General features: G+C 51.0%; 20 protein-coding genes and 1 riboswitch. Of the genes, 14 read left to right on the top strand and 6 right to left on the bottom strand.

Annotation, left to right across the window (positions count from 1 at the left end; all coding sequences use genetic code 11):
* Positions 1-25: 25 nt before the first annotated feature.
* The 3 genes from DCC85_RS23145 to DCC85_RS06345 all read right to left on the bottom strand — a co-directional run bounded on the left by DCC85_RS23145 (position 26) and on the right by DCC85_RS06345 (position 2,734).
* Positions 26-190: a hypothetical protein gene (locus tag DCC85_RS23145; protein WP_199909982.1), complete on the bottom strand. Its 165-nt coding sequence runs from the start codon at positions 188-190 to the stop codon at positions 26-28.
* A gap of 229 nt (positions 191-419) precedes the next feature.
* Complete coding sequence (locus tag DCC85_RS06350) at positions 420-2,003, bottom strand: oleate hydratase (RefSeq protein ID WP_108464823.1); 1,584 nt, start codon at positions 2,001-2,003, stop codon at positions 420-422.
* Between the two features lie 134 nt (positions 2,004-2,137).
* Complete coding sequence (locus DCC85_RS06345) at positions 2,138-2,734, bottom strand: TetR-like C-terminal domain-containing protein (protein ID WP_108464822.1); 597 nt, start codon at positions 2,732-2,734, stop codon at positions 2,138-2,140.
* A 142-nt stretch (positions 2,735-2,876) separates the two neighbouring features.
* Here DCC85_RS06345 and hcp point away from each other — a divergent pair, with 142 nt between their 5' ends.
* The 9 genes from hcp (at position 2,877) to DCC85_RS06300 (ending at position 11,629) form a co-directional block, all read left to right on the top strand.
* Positions 2,877-4,172 (top strand): hydroxylamine reductase, encoded by a 1,296-nt coding sequence (hcp, locus tag DCC85_RS06340; RefSeq protein ID WP_108464821.1) that lies wholly within the window; start codon positions 2,877-2,879, stop codon positions 4,170-4,172.
* Positions 4,173-4,343: 171 nt separating this feature from the next.
* Entirely contained in the window at positions 4,344-5,150 is an 807-nt protein-coding gene (gene speD, locus DCC85_RS06335; protein ID WP_108464820.1) for an adenosylmethionine decarboxylase, read from the top strand.
* Between the two features lie 181 nt (positions 5,151-5,331).
* Positions 5,332-6,219, top strand: coding sequence for an ABC transporter permease subunit (locus DCC85_RS06330; protein WP_108464819.1), 888 nt, complete (start codon positions 5,332-5,334; stop codon positions 6,217-6,219).
* A 3-nt stretch (positions 6,220-6,222) separates the two neighbouring features.
* Positions 6,223-7,122 carry an ABC transporter permease subunit gene (locus tag DCC85_RS06325; RefSeq protein ID WP_234414364.1) on the top strand — a complete coding sequence of 300 codons (900 nt, stop codon included), beginning with the start codon at positions 6,223-6,225 and terminating at the stop codon, positions 7,120-7,122.
* Between the two features lie 300 nt (positions 7,123-7,422).
* On the top strand, positions 7,423-8,664 hold the full coding sequence (locus tag DCC85_RS06320) for a radical SAM/SPASM domain-containing protein (RefSeq protein WP_234414363.1): 1,242 nt from the start codon (positions 7,423-7,425) through the stop codon (positions 8,662-8,664).
* Positions 8,639-9,640, top strand: a complete 1,002-nt coding sequence (locus DCC85_RS06315) for a radical SAM/SPASM domain-containing protein (protein WP_108464818.1) — start codon at positions 8,639-8,641, stop codon at positions 9,638-9,640. Before DCC85_RS06320 ends, DCC85_RS06315 begins: the two co-directional genes overlap by 26 nt.
* A 3-nt stretch (positions 9,641-9,643) precedes the next feature.
* A complete protein-coding gene (gene ahbA, locus DCC85_RS06310) occupies positions 9,644-10,126 on the top strand; it encodes a siroheme decarboxylase subunit alpha (protein ID WP_108464817.1) in 483 nt (160 codons plus the stop codon).
* The gene (gene ahbB / locus DCC85_RS06305) at positions 10,101-10,571 is read left to right on the top strand and encodes a siroheme decarboxylase subunit beta (protein WP_108464816.1); all 471 of its coding nucleotides are present in this window, start codon (positions 10,101-10,103) and stop codon (positions 10,569-10,571) included. Before ahbA ends, ahbB begins: the two co-directional genes overlap by 26 nt.
* A 164-nt stretch (positions 10,572-10,735) precedes the next feature.
* Entirely contained in the window at positions 10,736-11,629 is an 894-nt protein-coding gene (locus tag DCC85_RS06300) for a cation diffusion facilitator family transporter (RefSeq protein ID WP_108464815.1), read from the top strand.
* 73 nt (positions 11,630-11,702) lie between these two features.
* Here the strand turns inward: DCC85_RS06300 and DCC85_RS06295 are convergent, their stop codons facing one another.
* On the bottom strand, positions 11,703-12,500 hold the full coding sequence (locus DCC85_RS06295; protein ID WP_108464814.1) for a TPM domain-containing protein: 798 nt from the start codon (positions 12,498-12,500) through the stop codon (positions 11,703-11,705).
* A 17-nt stretch (positions 12,501-12,517) separates the two neighbouring features.
* Complete coding sequence (locus tag DCC85_RS06290; protein ID WP_108464813.1) at positions 12,518-13,123, bottom strand: LemA family protein; 606 nt, start codon at positions 13,121-13,123, stop codon at positions 12,518-12,520.
* Between the two features lie 187 nt (positions 13,124-13,310).
* Between DCC85_RS06290 and DCC85_RS06285 the strand changes: the two genes are divergently transcribed.
* Both DCC85_RS06285 and DCC85_RS06280 read left to right on the top strand, forming a co-directional pair.
* Complete coding sequence (locus DCC85_RS06285) at positions 13,311-14,264, top strand: helix-turn-helix transcriptional regulator (protein WP_108464812.1); 954 nt, start codon at positions 13,311-13,313, stop codon at positions 14,262-14,264.
* A 62-nt stretch (positions 14,265-14,326) separates the two neighbouring features.
* The gene (locus DCC85_RS06280; RefSeq protein ID WP_234414362.1) at positions 14,327-15,106 is read left to right on the top strand and encodes a zinc ribbon domain-containing protein; all 780 of its coding nucleotides are present in this window, start codon (positions 14,327-14,329) and stop codon (positions 15,104-15,106) included.
* Between the two features lie 76 nt (positions 15,107-15,182).
* Here DCC85_RS06280 and DCC85_RS06275 read toward each other — a convergent pair whose 3' ends face one another.
* The gene (locus DCC85_RS06275; RefSeq protein ID WP_108464811.1) at positions 15,183-16,049 is read right to left on the bottom strand and encodes a fumarylacetoacetate hydrolase family protein; all 867 of its coding nucleotides are present in this window, start codon (positions 16,047-16,049) and stop codon (positions 15,183-15,185) included.
* A gap of 203 nt (positions 16,050-16,252) precedes the next feature.
* Positions 16,253-16,296: riboswitch (PreQ1 riboswitch) on the top strand.
* A gap of 125 nt (positions 16,297-16,421) precedes the next feature.
* Here DCC85_RS06275 and queC point away from each other — a divergent pair.
* Genes queC through queE form a run of 3 tightly spaced genes read left to right on the top strand, consistent with a single transcriptional unit; the run spans position 16,422 to position 18,336 of the window.
* Entirely contained in the window at positions 16,422-17,090 is a 669-nt protein-coding gene (gene queC, locus DCC85_RS06270; RefSeq protein WP_108464810.1) for a 7-cyano-7-deazaguanine synthase QueC, read from the top strand.
* Positions 17,087-17,578: a 6-carboxytetrahydropterin synthase QueD gene (gene queD / locus DCC85_RS06265; protein ID WP_108464809.1), complete on the top strand. Its 492-nt coding sequence runs from the start codon at positions 17,087-17,089 to the stop codon at positions 17,576-17,578. The genes queC and queD overlap by 4 nt, the downstream gene beginning before the upstream one ends.
* Complete coding sequence (gene queE / locus DCC85_RS06260) at positions 17,575-18,336, top strand: 7-carboxy-7-deazaguanine synthase QueE (RefSeq protein WP_108464808.1); 762 nt, start codon at positions 17,575-17,577, stop codon at positions 18,334-18,336. Before queD ends, queE begins: the two co-directional genes overlap by 4 nt.
* The last annotated feature ends 18 nt before the right edge of the window (positions 18,337-18,354 follow it).

Below are 18,354 nucleotides of genomic sequence, written 5' to 3'. Positions count from 1 at the left end.
CATACGGAACGGTTGTTTGTCATTGTTATTCCTTGGACGAAGTTGTGCTGTTCTCCGCATGAGGAGTGGTTTTAGCCACCCATTCATCAGCTTCTGGCTCAATGTCTACTCCATTCTCCATCTTCTTCTGTTCTGCAAGGGAATCTCCTGCTTTATTTTCTTTGTTGCGAATTTCTTCTTCGTTAGGCATGGTAAATCCTCCTTCATGATTTAGACTTGATCATGCGTTATTTATAATTACCCGTTCATGTCATTAGCAAACATCACTTTCTGAAGGCCAGGCTCTTTTTGAGAAGCCAGATTCAAGGGTTGCGCGCATGGTACCGTTCAAGCTATGCGGCATTATGATGTGCATAACAAAGCCGCCCGCTGTCTCAAGGCTCTCTTCGCCTGAGATGACGGACGGCTTATTCTCAACTTTATCTGAAGGCCGTAATCAGTCCTTGAAGCAGAATTCGAACATCGTATTGATGCTGCTGAATTGGCACGACCGGCTTATCCAGTCCAAGCAGCTGATACACCGCCATTCTGGCTGTTCTAACCGAGTACTCCTCTGTAAATACTACATCATCCGGGATTTCGCAGAATTGCCCGATGAACGCCAGGTTCGTAGACCCGGGTGGGACCACCTGTGGTCTGTCGCTCACCGCTCTTGGCATAAACTGAGCTGTGATATAAGGCATCATACAAGGAATGCAGTTAGCAGACTGGATAATAGCCTCCGAGTTCTCGTCAAAATGCAGATGATGCAGCAGCTCCGTCAAAATCTCTTCTCCTGTACATTCCGACATCTTCTTCTTCACATAATCTCCAGGGCGATCCGGGAACAGCCCGTATCCCCAGAACACCTTGACATGATCAGGCTGATTGCGGAAATGCGGCTGATGGGCCAGAACGATCGACATGAACCAGCTTGAATCTTTAAAGGTCACTAGCGCGCCTGTTCCCGCTTTATTTCGGGAGAATTTCTCCATGAGATCAAAGAACCTGGAATCCTGACAGGTTACGGTGAACGATTCCCACTTCGAGCCCTCTACATGATCATTGAAGGAGGACGGATTCCCAAGTCCCGGCTTCTTAACCGCAATTCGATCCCACAAGGCCCAAGAGCTTCCCTTGCCATTCAGCTTTGGCGCTTCGTGCATGGAACCGAGGCTTGAGCCCTCTGTCATGGAGCCGTTGGTAACAATGACCAAATCGCCCGCTCGCAGATCCAGAACCCCCTCAGCTCCCTCCTTGCTGTACTTGATCTTGGTTACGGTAATCTCCTCAGAGGAATCCTTGAATTCCAAGTCAGTGACTGTACATTTCATTGTAAAATCTACCTGATGACGCTCCAAATATTTATGCATAGGAAGAATAATGGAGTCATACTGGTTGTAAGGCGTCCGGGTAACACCTTCAAGGGTTTGAATTCTGGGGAATTCATGCATAAAGCGGATCATATAGCGCTTGAATTCAACCGCGCTATGCCAAGGCTGGAAGGCAAAGGTCGTCGCCCACATGTACCAGAAGTTAGTCTGGAAGAAATGAGGGCCGAACCAATCATTAATCCGGGCTTTCCCCAGCTGCTCCTCAGGAGTGATGAGCAGCTTGCCCATCGCCAGCCGGTCCCCCATGTCGAATCCCATGGAGAGCACGTCCTCTACCTGACCATCCCGATTCACGAGCCGCGCGTTCGAGTGGGTCGGATGGGCGTTATCAAAGGCGGTAATCTCCTCCCGAACCGACAGGCCCGGATGATCCAGTGAAGGAATTGACTTCAGGAGATCCCACAAATTCTCGTAGGTTTCATCATTAAGCATCCGTCCACCGCGGATGATGTAACCGTTTGCGGCATCACCCGCACCATCATTGCTGCCGCCCAGCACCTTCATCTCTTCAATGATATGGATCTGATCGCCGGGAAAGTCACAATCCCGAATGAGGAACACTGCACCGGCCAGGGATGCAATGCCTCCTCCGACAAAATAAATCTGCTTGTTCTCGTACTCTGTTTTCAAAACCGTCAGCCTCCTTAGGTTTTGTTAAGTAGTGGGAGTCCTTGATGATGGCCTTGCATCACCAATGTAGTCCCCAGAGGCTCATACAGACCAGACTCAATACTTAAAGAGTGTATGATTTCTAGACAAATTGGCTATTTTGTATAAGAAGTGTTGCCTTCTCTTAGGCTTAGATGCTCGTACCGGCGCAGCGCCTCCGTAAAGTTCCCCTGAATCAATTCATTCAGCTTCCCGATGAGTTCTTTAGGCTTTGCTGTCATCCCATTTTGCAGCCACTGGATGACCAGCCCGGTGAAAGCCAGTGTATAGAAATTTGCCAGAAACTCCTTGTCCTCTTCCCTGACATGCATCCCGGCAGACAGCTCTTGCACTACTCCGATAATGAATTTATGGGTTACCGCATACAGATAGCTATCCAGATGGCTTCTGGCCAGCGAATTTAACGTATTCAAACAGAACTGCTTGTTGCTCTCGATATAGTCAAATATGTTGTAAATCGCTTCCTTCCAGGTTTGGGAGCTGGGATAAGGCTGTATGCTCTCCAGCGCCTCGGTTTGATATATCCAGCCGAGCAGCTCATAAATATCATGATAATGATAATAAAAGGTTTGACGGTTCACCCCGCAATGACGGGTCAAGGCATTTACCGTTATTTTATTCAGAGGGACGTGCTGCATGAGCTCCTTCAGCGAATGGGCAAGGGCTCTTCTGGTAATCTGCGAATTGGACATTCTCGTTTCCTCCTCATCCATTTTTACCTACTACTACCATTTTCTAAATCCGTCCACATTTTCAGTGATGAGAATCACCTTTTGATGTTTCCTCCTACTCTATACTTGGCATATTCAAATATGTTTACGGGAGGAAGCCAGCATGTTTTGTTATCAATGTGAACAGACCACACCAGGCGGATGCAAAGTGATGGGCGTCTGCGGCAAGGATGAGACGATCGCAAGCCTGCAGGATACAATGATTTTCGCGTTAAAAGGAATTGCTGCCTATGCAACCCATGCCAGACAGCTGGGGTATACGGATCCCGACGTAGACCGCATTACCCATGAAGCTTTGTATATGACATTAACGAACTCCAACTTTAATCTCCAGGAGCATATTGACATGGCCATGCAGGTCGGCTCCGCTGCAGTTAAGGTGATGGGTCTGCTGGACCGGGCCCATACAGACCGTTTTGGAGTACCTGAGCCGGTCACGATCAGCCAGAATCAAATCGAAGGCAAATGTATTGTCATCACAGGACATAATTTATTCGCCCTTGAGGAGCTGCTGAAGCAAACGGAAGGCTTGGGCATCAATATCTACACCCACTCGGAGATGCTCCCCGCTCACGGTTATCCAATGCTGAAGAAATATCCGCATCTGAAGGGCAATATCGGCAAATCCTGGTTCGATCAACGAAGACTGTTCGAGCAGTTCCCAGGCGCCATTCTGGCCACAACCAACTGCGTCATGCCGATCAAAGGCTCTTATGCCGACCGTTTCTTCTCCTATGAGGTAGCCGGACTTGAACATGTAACCAAGATTGTGAACGACGATTTTAGCCCATTAATTCAAAAAGCCCTGGAGCTGCCTGAAGCCCATCAGACTTCCGATGCCGTACTGACGACCGGGTATCACCATGAGACTGTGCTGGGACTTGCTCCAGAGATCATTGCAGCGATCAAGGCCGGGCAGATCAAGCGCTTCTTCGTCATTGCCGGCTGCGACGCTCCAGGCAAAGGAGGAGAATACTATCGTGAGCTTGCCACCTCTCTCCCTCCGGAGACCGTCATCCTTACGACCTCCTGCGGTAAGTTCCGCTTCAACGATGTAGATTACGGTACAGTGCCTGGCACAGACATTCCACGCTATATTGATCTAGGCCAGTGCAACAATTCCGGCTCCACCGTTCAGATCGCTATGGCGCTGGCAGATGCCTTTGAATGCGAAGTCAATGATCTGCCGATCAGCATTGTGCTTTCCTGGTTTGAACAGAAAGCTGTTGCCATCTTGCTCGGACTGTTCAGCCTAGGGATTAAAGATATTCGCATCGGTCCTAAGCCGCCGGAGTTCATCTCTGAAGGCGTACTTCAACTGCTCGTCGAAACGTTCGGGCTCAAGCTCATTGGGGATGCCCATCAAGATATGGAAGACATGCTGGCACTCTCACATTAATCGTAACGTACACATCTTTAGCCTCGGAGAAATGACTACCCGGGGCTTTTTCCCTGTTTTTGATCGGATGAATCGGGTATTAAATTACAAGCCGATGGTTCTCTTCGGCATAAGCTAACAGGCTTAAGGAAACAATATTCCTGATTCTAGGACAGTAAGGGGAGCTGGCGTATGAAACTATCACCGGAGCAGCGTATTCAGCTTCATGGCTTTAATAATCTGACCAAATCTCTCAGCTTTAATATGTATGACATCTGCTATACAAGGACCAAAGAAGAACGCGAGGCTTACATTGAATATATTGATGAACAGTACAATGCGGACCGGTTGACCAAAATTTTAACCCATGTCTCCGAGATCATTGGCGCCCATGTGCTGAACATTGCCAAACAGGACTATGTCCCGCAAGGAGCCAGCGTTACCGTCCTCGTCTCCGAAGGACCCGTCGTGGAAGTGCCGAAGGCCTCCTACGAGGAGTCTCCCGGTCCACTGCCGGATTCCGTGGTCATACAGCTTGATAAGAGCCATATCACCGTTCACACTTATCCCGAATATCATCCGGATGAGGGCATCAGCACTTTTCGGGCAGATATAGACGTTTCCACCTGTGGGGAGATTTCCCCGCTAAAGGCTCTTAATTACCTGATCCATTCCTTTGATACAGATATCATGACCATGGATTACCGCGTACGGGGCTTCACTAGAGATATCAGCGGGCATAAGCTGTTCATTGACCATGACATCAGCTCGATCCAGAACTATATTCCTGAACAAGTCAGGGATCTATACGATATGATTGACGTGAATGTTTATCAAGAGAACATTTTTCACACCAAGTGCAAGCTGAAGCAGTTCGATCTGGACAATTACTTGTTTGGCTATACGAAGGATTCGTTAACGCCAGAACAGCAGGCGCAAATTACAGATAGTCTTCAAGCAGAGATGAACGAGATTTACTATGGAAAAAACATGTCTTGATTTCTATTGTTTAAAAGCAGGGTCTTCCTAAACGAAGGCTCTGCTTTTTTTATTGCTAAAGGTATTGATATTCCTTATACCCTTATCAATTTATTTTATTTGTGGTTTTTGAAACAACCTTTTATCATTTTATGCAATATCATTTGGAACAATGTGGAATTTAGTCAGTTGAGGGGGATTTATGGGATTACGTTCACAGTGGTTGAAGTCTCTAATTATTGGTCTTATCGCATTCTTAGTCGTCATCTTGCTTGTCTTATTTCCTAGATCTACGGCGTTCTCCTGGAGAGAATACGCGAATAATATCCGTACCTTCTTCAGCAATCTCATCCTGCATCAAAGTCTGGGTCAGACCCAATACAACGATTCGGCGAATATAGCCGTGCTGAGGGCTGTAGCCAAGAGCGCCTTAATCATTCCTTCAGCACTTGTAGTCGGCTTTTTTGTCGGCATGCTCAAAGGCATGCTGGACTATGGACTATCCAAGCTAAGGCTGAGCTTCCTCGGCAGCGGAACGACCTGGCTGTTTCAATCGGTGCCTGATTTCCTCATGCTGCTGCTTGCCCTCTGGTACATCATCCACCATGGCAACAAGATTCGCTTCATGGGCGATGGAGGCTGGCCCGGATATTATGTGCCTGTCATCCTGACTTCGATCTACCCGATTGTATATGTGGCACGGATCACTTACGCAGCCATTGCTACCCAGGAAGGACAGTTGTACATCAAGACAGCCAAAGCCAAAGGCCTCACTTCCTTGCGAATCTTCTTCAAGCACATCATGGCGAACTGCATCGGAAGAATCCTAACTCATATTACACCTCTTGGTGTCTATATTATCTCAAGCCTTGTCCTGATTGAATATTTCCGAAATGTGCTCGGCGCTGCCCGGCGAATGATGATTGGCATTGATTTCGTCCCATCTATGGGGATGAGCGGAGACGGGTTTGAACCCGGCGTGATTATTGGCATCGCCTTCTTCTTCATGCTCATGATTTTCGCTTTCCAGTTGATCTCCTACGCAGCTAGAAGATATTTTGATCCAAGATCTGTACAGAAAGGAGACTGACCTGTGAAAAAGAATATCATGCTCTGGGTTGGAAGCGTCATGCTTCTCTTCCTGCTCCTCGTAACCTTCGTTGGTCCCTATATGTCAATCATTGATCGGGAGTTAAAGCCTGTCCCTTACCACTGGGGCCCTAATAACAAACTTATCCTTCCCCCGTATAAATATTCAGCTGACAACCCGCTCGGCTCTGACAAAAAAGGTGTTGATAATCTCAGCCGGCTGATCGTCGGTGCCAAGCTTACCCTGATGCTAACAGTGTCTATTGCACTCATCCGCTATTTTGTCGGAGTCCCGCTAGGTTTGTTCGCACGCAAGAAGCGAGGTCTTGCCCATCATATACTCGGCGTTATGAATATGGTCTTTTCTTACATACCTCCTATCCTGGCTGCGGCTCTCTTCATCAGCCTGCCGCTGCTTGTCCATCAGCCCCTCCGCCTCTTCTGGATCGTTGTGTTCCTGGGGATCATTGAAGCAGGTCGTGTCGGTTATCTCGTACAGCAGCAGACGTTCAGCGTATCCCAGGAACCGTTCGTAGAAGCTGGGAATGCCCTTGGCCTTAGTCCAAGACGGCTGTCTCTCAAATATTATTTGCCTGCTATTATGCCGGATCTCATTGTGAATTTCTGTCTGGATCTTGGAAAATGTCTGCTGCTGCTAGGGCAGCTCGGCGTACTTGGCTTCTTCCTTACCCAGCGCTTCTCTAATGAAATAGGCATGGTCAATATAAGCAATGATTGGGGCGGGATGCTGGCTTCGCATACCTATGATATTTTTGTCAGCAAGTTCCAGAATGTGCTGATCCCAGCCTTCGCCATGCTATATGCCATCCTGACGTTCAACGTCTTTGGTGAAGGGCTCAGACATCACTTCAACCGCCGCTCTTCCTCCAGCAAGACACTCTGAGCGAGAGCCTTGCTGGAGAGCTGCAGCCACTACAGGAGCTTAGCAAGTCTCTATAAAGCCCTATATGAGTACCGTCCTCTGAATCATCGTACCGCGGCTCCCCCTACAGATCGTCCAGAACTGATGGAACATCTTCGCCAAAAGCCCCATGATTTCGGCTTACTATCTGCCCGTATCATGGGGTTTCTTCGGTTTCCTCCTCTCGAAGTTCAATAATTGTTCACAACCTGCCCCTCATGTTTCCTTCCCTCAGTGGGGAATACTGAAGCAATATTGGAAGAATTTGCTCTGTATACTCACGTGAAAGAAGGGAATCCCTTGATTAACGTTACCAAGCTTCTGACAGGCCTTCAGGGGGAGGGCGATGCGCTTCGTTATACACCGCATACCGGCACACAGCCGGCTCAAGGCGTATCGGAGGGCCGCGGTCCCGTAGTTGTATGGAATTCCACCCGCGCCTGTAACCTAAACTGCCTGCACTGCTATGCGGATGCTTGCTCCTCGCCGGCCTCAGCTGAGCTGTCGACCCGGGAAGCTATGGCGATGATCGATGATCTAAGCCGCTTCAAAGTTCCTGTCCTCCTCTTTTCAGGGGGAGAACCGCTAATGCGCCGGGATTTGCTCCCACTTCTTCGCTACGCCAAGCTGCGCGGCATCCGTACGGTCATCTCGACCAACGGCACCTTGATTACCTCCAGGATGGCCGAGCGAATCAAGCAGGCTGGAGTCGGATATGTTGGCATCAGCATTGATGGGATGGGAAGCAATAACGATAGATTCCGCGGCCAATCTGGGGCCTACGAACGGGCCATCCAAGGCATTCGCAACTGCTTAGCGCAAGGCCAGAAGGTAGGACTCCGCTTCACGATCAGCCGACATACCTTGGCGGATCTTGAGCAGGTGCTGAATCTGATCGAGGAAGAGCAAATTCCCAGGGCTTGCTTCTACCATCTCGTCTATTCGGGAAGAGGTCAGCATCTGCAGAATGAAGACATCACCCGTCAGGAAGCAAGGGAAGCTATGGATATGATCGTTCAAAAAACCCTTGAGCTCTATCAAAAGGGACGTCCGGCGGAAATCCTCACCGTGGATAACCATGCGGATGGCGTGTACCTCTACCAATGGATGAAGGAGCGAGATCCGCTTCAGGCCAAGCGGATCTTCTCGCTCCTTCAGGCGAATGGCGGGAATCGGTCTGGGGTCGCCATCGGCTGTATTGATTGGCACGGCGAAGTCTATCCCGACCAGTTCACAAGGGACATTCGGCTCGGGAGCATCCGTGAGCGAAGCTTTAGCGAAATTTGGTCTGATCTCAGCCACCCCATCTTGTCAGGCCTTCGGGATCGGAAGCCGTTGCTTGCAGGCAGATGCCGTGAATGCCACTGGCTTGCACTCTGCAACGGTAATTTCCGGGCCAGAGCCTTGGCAACCGGAAGCTTCTGGGCGTCCGATCCCTCCTGCTATCTGACAGATGAGGAGATCAAGGCACCGCGCCCGAGCACGGAGGTGCAGGCAGATGCTGATCTCCTGGAATATCACTAAGCGCTGCAATCTATTCTGCGACCACTGCTACAGAGACTCCGGTCCGGATGCGGCGACCCATGCCGAGCTCAATACGACCGAAGGCAAGCAGCTCATCCGGCAGATTGCCCGGGCCAACTTCAAGCTGCTGGTCCTCAGCGGCGGCGAACCTATGCTTCGCAAGGATCTGCCCGAATTAATCGCCGAGGCCCACGCCGCCAATCTTCGCACCGGACTCGGTACGAATGGAACCTTAATGACGCGAAGCGCTGCCCAGGAGCTGAAGTCGGCCGGTCTAAGCGGCGTTGCCATCAGCCTCGACAGCTCTTCCCCGGACCACCATAACCGCTTCCGCAATTCTTACGGAAGCTGGCAGCGGGCGATCCGGGGCATCGAGCACGCGCTTGACGCCGGGCTGAGGGTACAGGTCAACATGACCATGACCGAACATAATGCCGACGACTTCGAGGCACTCACGGACAAGGTCGTGGAGCTCGGCGTGCACGCTCTGCACCCCTTCTTCCTCGTGCCAACCGGCAGGGGCATCAACATCGAGGAGGACGCGCTGAAGCGCGATCAGTATTTCGATGTGCTCAAGGCGACCTTGAAGAAGCAGCCGGGCACACCGATTGAGATCAAGCCTACCTGTGCTCCCCAATTTATGCCGATGGCCAAGGAGCTGGGCATCCCGATGCGGTACACCCGCGGCTGTCTTGCGGGGGTAAGCTACTGCAGCGTCCTTCCTGACGGCGAGGTTCATGTCTGTCCTTATCTCCCCGTCAAAGCCGGGCATGTACGCGAGACCCCCTTTGATGAAGTCTGGAACAACAGCAGCATCTTCCAGACGCTCCGCACTGCGGACAAGTATGAAGGAGCCTGCGGCTTATGCCCAGATCAGGGCATCTGCGGGGGCTGCCGTGCCCGTGCTTACTATTACAGCGGCGGAAATATGATGGCCGAAGAACCTTGGTGCTACAAACGAACAGGAGGGTTATAAAGAATGGATACCATAGATCAGCAGCTTCTCAACCTGATTCAACAGGGAATTCCCCTAGACCCGAAGCCTTATCACGCTCTGGCGCAGCAGCTGGGTCTTGCGCCCGAAGAAACTGTCCAGCGGCTAAAGGATTTGAGAGAGCAGAAATATATCCGGCGGATTGGCGCAGTGCTGAATCCCGTAAAGCTCGGATATAAGAGCAAGCTATATGCGCTTGAAGTTTCTGAAGATCGATTCTACCAAACCGCAGAAACGGTAAATCAATATCAAGGTGTCACACATAATTACCGGCGTGATCACCGTCTAAATATGTGGTTCACCTTATCCACCCGTTCAGATGACGAAAGGCAGCTCATTCTGGACGAGATTCGGCGCGTATCCGGATGTGCGCGCGTCTATGAATTTCCATCACAGCAGACCTTCAAGCTGCGAGTATTCTTTGATATGGATGGTGAGGCCCATGGCAGTCAATTTGGATACGCTTGACCTGAGTATTCTTCAGCGAGTGCAGGGAGACCTTCCTCTCTCTACCGATCCTATGGGAGAGCTGGCGAATGAACTCGGCTGTACCCCGGAGGATTTGCTAGATAGGCTAAAAAGGCTTACCGATCAAGGTATCATCAAGCGAATTGGAGCCGTACTGCACCACCGTAAATCCGGTTATACGGCGAACGGGCTATTCGTTGCCCGGGTTAAAGCGGATCATATTCAAGCTATGGGAGAGCGATTGTCCCAGCTGAAATCCGTAAGCCACTGCTATGAGCGGTACCCTGCACCGGATTGGCCGTATAATTTATACGCTATGATTCACGGCAAGAGTAAAGCAGAGGTCATGACCACGGTCACCCAATTTACGCACAGCGCAGCCATTCAAGACTATGAGGTGCTATTCAGTACGGAAGAGCTCAAGAAGACAAGCTTTAGACTTTGAATTATACAAGACGCCAAAAAGCGGCCTTCATCATGAAGGCGCTTTTTATTTTTTGGGCCAGGCCAACTTTGTAAGCCTGCACCTATTTTTCAAGAGCGTCTCAACACTGTTTCTCTAGACCCACACGGATTTCGTCAAGTATGATAGTTTCTGTTAGTCGATAAATGGGCGGAGGTTTTGAAATATTGCAGAATAACTACGATAGCATCAAGCAGGGTGAAAAAGGGGCACTTATTAGTATTATCGCCTACCTTATCCTTTCAGCGTTCAAGCTGATCGTCGGGTACAGTACGGGTTCAGAAGCTTTATCCGCCGATGGGCTGAACAATGCAACCGACATCGTCGCATCGTTGGCCGTTCTGGCAGGACTTCGCATCTCCCGCAAGCCGCCGGACAAGGATCATAGATACGGGCATTACCGGGCAGAGACCGTAGCGGCCCTGGTTGCCTCCTTTATTATGTTTGCCGTAGGTCTTCAAGTGCTGTACCAGGCGGTTAGCCAATTCAGAAGCAGTGCCGCCGAATCCCCGGATATGATTGCTGCCTGGTCAGCACTGCTGTGCGCAGGAGTGATGTACGGCGTCTACCTGTACAATATCAGACTGGCCAACCGGATTAACAGCGGCGCTTTGCGTGCTGCGGCTCAGGACAACCGTTCAGACGCTTTTGTCAGCATCGGCGCTTTTGTAGGTATTCTGGGCTCACAGCTCGGGCTTCCATGGCTGGACCCGCTGACCGCGGTCCTTGTAGGACTTATTATCTGCAAGACCGCATGGACGATCTTCCGCGATTCCACCCATGCGCTCACAGACGGCTTTGACGATCAGCTCCTGGAAGAGATCAAGGTCACCATTCAGGAGACAGCTGGGGTTAGAGAACTCCTTGATCTTAAGGCGCGCGTGCTCGGCAATAATACACTGGTGGATGCCACCATCGGAGTGGATGGCAGCTTGAATGTGGCGGAGGGACATCAGATCACGGAGGTCATTGAACGAAGAATTCTTGATCTATATGACATCTCTTATGTTCATATTCATATTGAGCCGTATAAAAAATAGAGCCATCATTCGAAAAAAGGGGCTATCTTCAAATCATCATAGATGACTTGAAGATAGCCCTTTTAAAATGATATCAAAATCTCCGGCTTGCACCGCCTCCGCCGCCGGAGCCTCCACCCCCGCCCCGGAAGCCTCCACCGCCAGAGCCGCCCCCACCTGGCCCTCCGCGGCCGCCGAAGATCAGCAGCATCTGAAGGAGGAACGTAGTCATTCTGCCCCGAAACAGAATGAAGTCAGCTGCGAGCAGCAAAACCACAACGATAACCCAAACCCAGGAGATGCCGCCGCCACCATCACCGGAAAAGCCCTCACTCCCCGGCTGTTCCACCGGCACGGGAGACAACTTACCCTCTACCCCATATTCTTTCGCCGTCTCGTTATATAACGCCCTGTAGGTTTGAATGACGGCTTGGTCGTACTTTAGTTCTTTCAGATAAGGAATCGCTGTCGTGTCTATGATTCGGCCCGCCTTCCCATCGGGAATCGCACCTTCCAAGCCATAGCCGACCTCAATCCGGGCCTGCCCTTCCTTGACCGATAATACAAATAGCACCCCATTGTTAAGTTCCTTGTCTCCCAGCGCGTATTCCCGAAGCGCCTGATTAGCATAGCTCTCAATGGTTGCTCCTCCAAATGAATCTACAGTTAATACGGCAACCTGCGCTTTTGTAGCATCCTCTAATGCCCGGCCCAGGCTGTTAAGCTCATTCTTCTGCGCATCCGTCAGCAAGTGCTCAAAGTCCTGAACATAGATATCTCCTTGCGGTCTAGGGATGGATACTTCCGCAGAAACAGGCGCAGATATTGCTGGGAACACCAGCAGGAGTACAAGCAGCAATGGGCCGAAGCAGCGAACAATACGCCTGTTCATCTGCCGGTCCCTCCAATTCATGGTGTTGTTCCTTCCGTATTGTCCGTACCGAAATCGACCTGCGGATTGGTTCGCGATTCCGCTGTCGTCTCGAAGAGTTCCTTCTTGTGGAAGCCCATAATTCCAGCGATGAGATTGCCCGGGAAATTGCGGATTTGTTTATTATAGGTTGTTACCGCATCGTTGTAGTCTCCACGGGCCACTGCGATTCGATTCTCCGTCCCGGCCAGCTCATCCATCAGCTGTGTAAAGTGCACATCCGATTTTAAGGTCGGATAATTCTCAACCACCACAAGCAGACGGCTGAGTGCCCCGGATAATTGATCGTTGGCATCCGCCTTCTCATCCGGTGTCCGCGCTCCGCCAAGTGCCGCACGCGCCTTAGTCACCTCGCCAATGACATCCTTCTCCTGCTTCGCAATGCCCTTCACCGTATTCACCAGGTTAGGTATCAAATCATACCGGCGCTGCAAATCGACCTCGATGCGGCCCCATTTCTGATTCACATTCTCTTCAGCATTCACGAACGTATTATATTTTCCGGCAAACACGGAAACGACAAGGATGATCAGGATTACCCCGATAATGATCGGCAGCAGGCAGCCCTTTCCTTTCCTTGGCATATATAAAGCCCCCTTTCTGATGTGTTAAGTTTGTCCATACTTCCTTGTTAATACCCCTTGGCCGCTGTGAGTAAACGACAGGCTTGTATAAGCCTATGCTCGGCGCTAGAACAATATTATCTGGTTAGCGGCCAGGCCCGGCGCTATAATGGATGTAACCAATTTACAGAAACGGGGCTTGTACCAAATGAAAATAGATCGGCTGCTTGCCATCGTCATTCTTCTGATCAACCGCCGAATGGTCCAAGCGCAGGAGCTGGCGGACCGCTTCGAAGTATCTGTCCGGACGATTTATCGGGATATTGATTCGATTAATACAGCCGGCATTCCTGTGATCACATTCCAAGGATCAGGCGGTGGTATTGGGCTTGCAGAAGGGTTCAGGCTGGAACGCCATCTTCTGACCGAGGAGGATGTAGCTGCCATTGTCGCGGCTCTTCGCAGTGTATCTACGCCATATGCGGATGACCCGTACATTCAGAAGCTGCTCGGCAAATTAACCTCACTCCTGCCAGAAGAGAGCGAAGAATTTCTGCTGAAGAGCAACCAGCTGCTCATTGATTTTGTTCCTTGGGGTGCCGATGGCATCCTGAAACATAAATTTGCTCTCCTTAAGAAAGCCGTTGCGTCGTGCCAAGTGGTCTCCTTCACCTATGTGGATGCTGAAGGATCCAGCACCCGGCGCAGAGTCGAGCCCTATGCGCTGGTCATGAAGGGACAGAATTGGTACCTTTACGGGTACTGCCAGGAGCGCTGTAATTTCCGTCTATTCAAGCTAAAGCGCATCAAGGAGCTCCAGGAGGACAAGACCAGCTTTGTGCGACAGGCGGTGAATCTCAGTGACCTGTCATTGACAGAAGATTGGCGTTCTGCGGCAGATACGGTGAATCTGGTCCTGCGCTTCAATCGGGAGGCCCGGTATTTGGCCGAGGAATTCTTCGGAGTCGAAGCATTGTATGAGGAACCGCAAGAGGAGTACTTCACGGTAAGAAGCAGCTATCCGGAGGACAGCTGGCTGTACAGCTTCCTTCTCAGCTTCGGCGATCAAATGGAGGTATTAGAGCCGGCCCATATTCGCTGCCGGATTCAAGACATGGCCACAAGCATGGCAAATAAATATGTATCCAGCCTTCAAACCTGACAGACACCTGTCAGGTTCGTTTTTTTATAGTAAGACTATAACTTGAACAGGAGTGATATCAAATGACGATGAATACCCCTTTCTGCCAAAGCTGCAGTATGCCCTTAACCCCCGAGGTGCTGGGTACAGAGAAAGACGGTAGCCTCTCTACAGAGTACTGCGTATATTGCTACGATAACGGAGCATTCAAGCATCCGGATTGCACCATGGAAGACATGATCCGCTCCAGTGTTCCTTTCATGGTTCAAAATGGTATGGACGCAGGGGAAGCCGAGGCTTTACTGACCCGATCCCTCCCTGGACTTAAGCGCTGGTCGGGTACGGAACCCGGATTGCAAGGTCCTGACTCCTTCGAAGAGCGCCCTGCCTTTCAGCTTGCCGGAATATCAACCCGGACCACAAATGCGCAAGAATTCACAGAGCGGGCCGTCATTCCGCAGCTGTGGGAACGGTTCTTCTCAGAGAATATCCCTGGACAGCTTGCCCGTACACAGGCTGCAGTCCCTGAAGAAACTTCTATTTACGCACTTTATTCAGACTATACCCATGGAGCGGCAGGTGAATACACTCTGCTCATCGGTTTGCCTGTTGCTGGCGAGAATTCAATCCCGTCCGGGCTGCAGCACGCTCATGTGCCAGCTGCCAAATATGCTGTATTCACGAGCCGCAAAGGTCCGATGGGACAAATTTCTGCAGAAACATGGCAGCGCATCTGGCAGTGGCAGGGGGACGGCCTATATGCCCGTACTTTCAGTGGTGACTTTGAAATCTATTCAGCTGACTCCGCGGCCCCAGAGGAAGGCCAAGTCTCTATTTATATAGCCGTAGCAGAAGTGAATTAATTTCGAAAAAGACAGTGCAAAAAGAATACCTGCAGATCCAGCAGGTATTCTTTGTTCTTTTCCCCAGTGTAAGCTCTTATCCTTGTTCCTTCCGGAATGTGTTGGTCAAGCGGCCCAAGCCCTCGATCTCAACCGTGACTTCATCCCCTGGCTTCAGCCAGGACCGCTGCGCTTCCGGCTGCCCCATAATGACGCCTTCTGGGGTTCCGGTGAGAATCAAATCACCCGGCTCCAAGGTCATGACACTGGATATATAGCTGATAATCTCAGCGCAATCAAAGATCATATCCCGGGTATTGGAATCCTGCCGGAGCTCGCCATTCACATAGGCCCGAATCCGTAACGATTGAGGGTCCTTAATCTCATCTGCCGTGACAAGATATGGTCCGATAGGTGCAAACCCGTCACTGCTCTTGCCAAGCAGCCACTGAGAACTGCGGAACTGTAAATCCCGGGCAGACAAGTCATTAGCACAGCAGTAGCCATATACTGCATCCAGCGCTTCTTCCTTACCTACCTTTCTGACCCTGCGCCCGATGACCACGCCAAGCTCTGCCTCATAATCCACCTCGTTAGAGATGGCGGGAAGCTCTATTTCCTGCCGGTGCCCGCTTAAGGCGTTCGTATACTTACTAAATAGAATCGGCTCCTTCGGCAGCTGCATTCCGGATTCCTCCGCATGCTTGCGATAATTCAGGCCTACACAAATAATCTTGGAAGGCGCTGGCACGCAGGGGCCCAGCTTCAGCAGCTGCTCATCCAGGAATACTGCCTCATTAGATTGCTCTTCCTGCTGCGCAAAGGTCTCAAGCAGCTCCCTTCCCTTCTGCCCTGAAGACAATAACTCTTCCAGCGAATAGAATGAGGAGACATCCAGAATCCCCTTATCCCTCTTGATCCCTAGGCACCATGTTCCTTCCTTCTCAAACATTACCGTCTTCATTGAGCATTTACGCCTCCTTTATAGCCAGGTAGGAGCTCAAAATTCGGCTCCCTCTACATGCTAAAAGCATAGACCATCCTATAAGCGAAAGGCAAACCTTACATAAAAAGGTGCTCTAGCATAAACCTTGAATTATGCTATAATAAGGCCCGTGCTTACAAGCACAACAACCGAAGCAATAAATCCATGCCGCTAAACCCGGCATGGGAGAGGTTCGAGAACTCCCTCTATAAAAAACTAAGAAGCCCTGAAGGCTGCATATTCAGGGGCTTGTTTTTTTGCGCGGAACAGCAGTTCATGAATCTCTCACTTCGAGCCTGCCGTAATGCTCCCCAAGCTTTGCGGACATATCCAAGAAGGAGAGATTTTTTTATGCTCAAAAACGAAAAGGCGGTTGTCGTATTCAGCGGCGGCCAAGACAGCACCACCTGTCTCTTATGGGCGAAAGAGAATTTTCGCGAAATAGAGACGGTCACCTTTATGTACGGCCAGCGCCATCAGCTGGAGATCGAATGTGCCAAGAGTATTGCTGAAGAGCTCGGGGTGAAGAACACGCTCCTGGACATGAGCCTGCTGGGACAGCTGACCCAAAACGCGCTAACCCGCAGTGATATCAGCATCACCCAGGAGGAAGGCGAGCTTCCGAGCACCTTTGTCGATGGGCGCAACCATCTATTCTTAAGCTTCGCCGCCGTCATGGCCAAACAGGTCGGAGCCAGACATCTGGTAACCGGCGTGTGCGAGACAGACTTCAGCGGTTATCCTGACTGCCGGGACAGCTTCGTTAAATCCCTGAACGTCACGCTGAATCTGGCGATGGACTATGACTTCGTGATTCACACGCCGCTCATGTGGCTGGATAAATCCCAAACCTGGGAGATGGCCGACCAGCTAGGCTCCTTTGACTTTGTGCGCGAGCGGACTTTAACCTGCTACAATGGCGTGATTGGCAGCGGCTGCGGCCAGTGCCCTGCCTGCAAGCTCCGGCAAGCCGGACTGGAGAAGTATTTGGCCCGCCGCACTGGAGGAAGCCCCTTATGAGCCGAGCTCCGGGAGAATTCCATATTGTTGAACATTTACAGCGTCTAGGCGAAGATATTCAGCCTAGCCAGCTGCGCTATCATAACCGCCGCGTCCTTGTGAGCAAGGAGTTCACCTTCGACGCGGCTCATCATCTGCATGCCTATGAAGGCAAATGCAAAAATCTGCATGGCCATACCTATAAGGCTGTTTTTGGCATCAGCGCCCGCCCGGACGAAGTGGGACTTACCGTTGACTTTGGCATGATCAAATCTATCTGGAAGCAGCGAATCGAACCGTTTCTGGACCATCGCTACCTGAACGAGACGCTGCCGCCTATGAATACAACCGCCGAGAATATGGTTGTCTGGATGCATGAACAGATGGAAGAAGTGCTGCAAGAGCACAATATAGCTGGTAGCCTACAGGAAGCTCGTGTAGAATTCGTAAGGCTGTACGAGACCCCTACAAGCTACGCCGAGGTAAGACGGGAGTGGATGCAGGAATGAACCCGCAGACTACAATAGATTCAGCCAGGGCCAAGCTCATCCCGGTATTAGAAATCTTCGGCCCTACCGTGCAGGGCGAGGGCATGGTCATCGGTCAGAAGACGATGTTCGTCCGCACTGCTGGCTGTGATTACCGCTGCTCGTGGTGTGACTCAGCATTCACCTGGGACGGCAGTGCGAAGGACCAGATTCAGCTGCTGACGCCTGAGGCGATCTGGGAAGAGCTCCAGCGTCTCGGAGGAGACCGCTTCTCCCATGTGACTCTGTCCGGCGGGAACCCAGCCCTCCTCCCGCAGCTTGGTGAGCTGGTTCAGCTGCTGAAGGAGAAAGGAATCGCTGCTGCGGTAGAAACCCAAGGTTCGCGCTGGCAGGATTGGCTGACAGATGTTCATGAAGTGACCCTCTCGCCCAAGCCGCCCAGCTCCGGAATGGAGACGAACTGGGAGAAGCTGAGCGAGATTATCGATAAACTGTCAGCAAGACCCGCCCCATATGCCTATAGCCTGAAAATTGTTATCTTCAATGAAGAGGACTTGAATTACGCCAAGAAGGTGCATGGCCTGTATCCAAGTGCCCCTCTTTATCTTCAGGTGGGGAATCCCGACGTACAGCGGATGGATAAGGGTCAGCATGCTTCCGAGCTCTTATCGAGCTATGAAGCACTCATTGAACAAGTGGTGGCAGCGCCGGAGCTGAACCGGGTGCGCGTACTGCCCCAGCTGCATACCCTCGTATGGGGAAACAAGCGCGGCGTATGACATTAACAACTTAACCGT

Origin of the sequence: Paenibacillus sp. CAA11 (assembly GCF_003060825.1) — a bacterium.
In the GTDB taxonomy this organism is placed as follows: Bacteria; Bacillota; Bacilli; order Paenibacillales; family Paenibacillaceae; genus Fontibacillus.
Note: the sequence above shows the minus strand (reverse complement) of the source record. Positions and strands in the feature narration are given on the sequence as shown.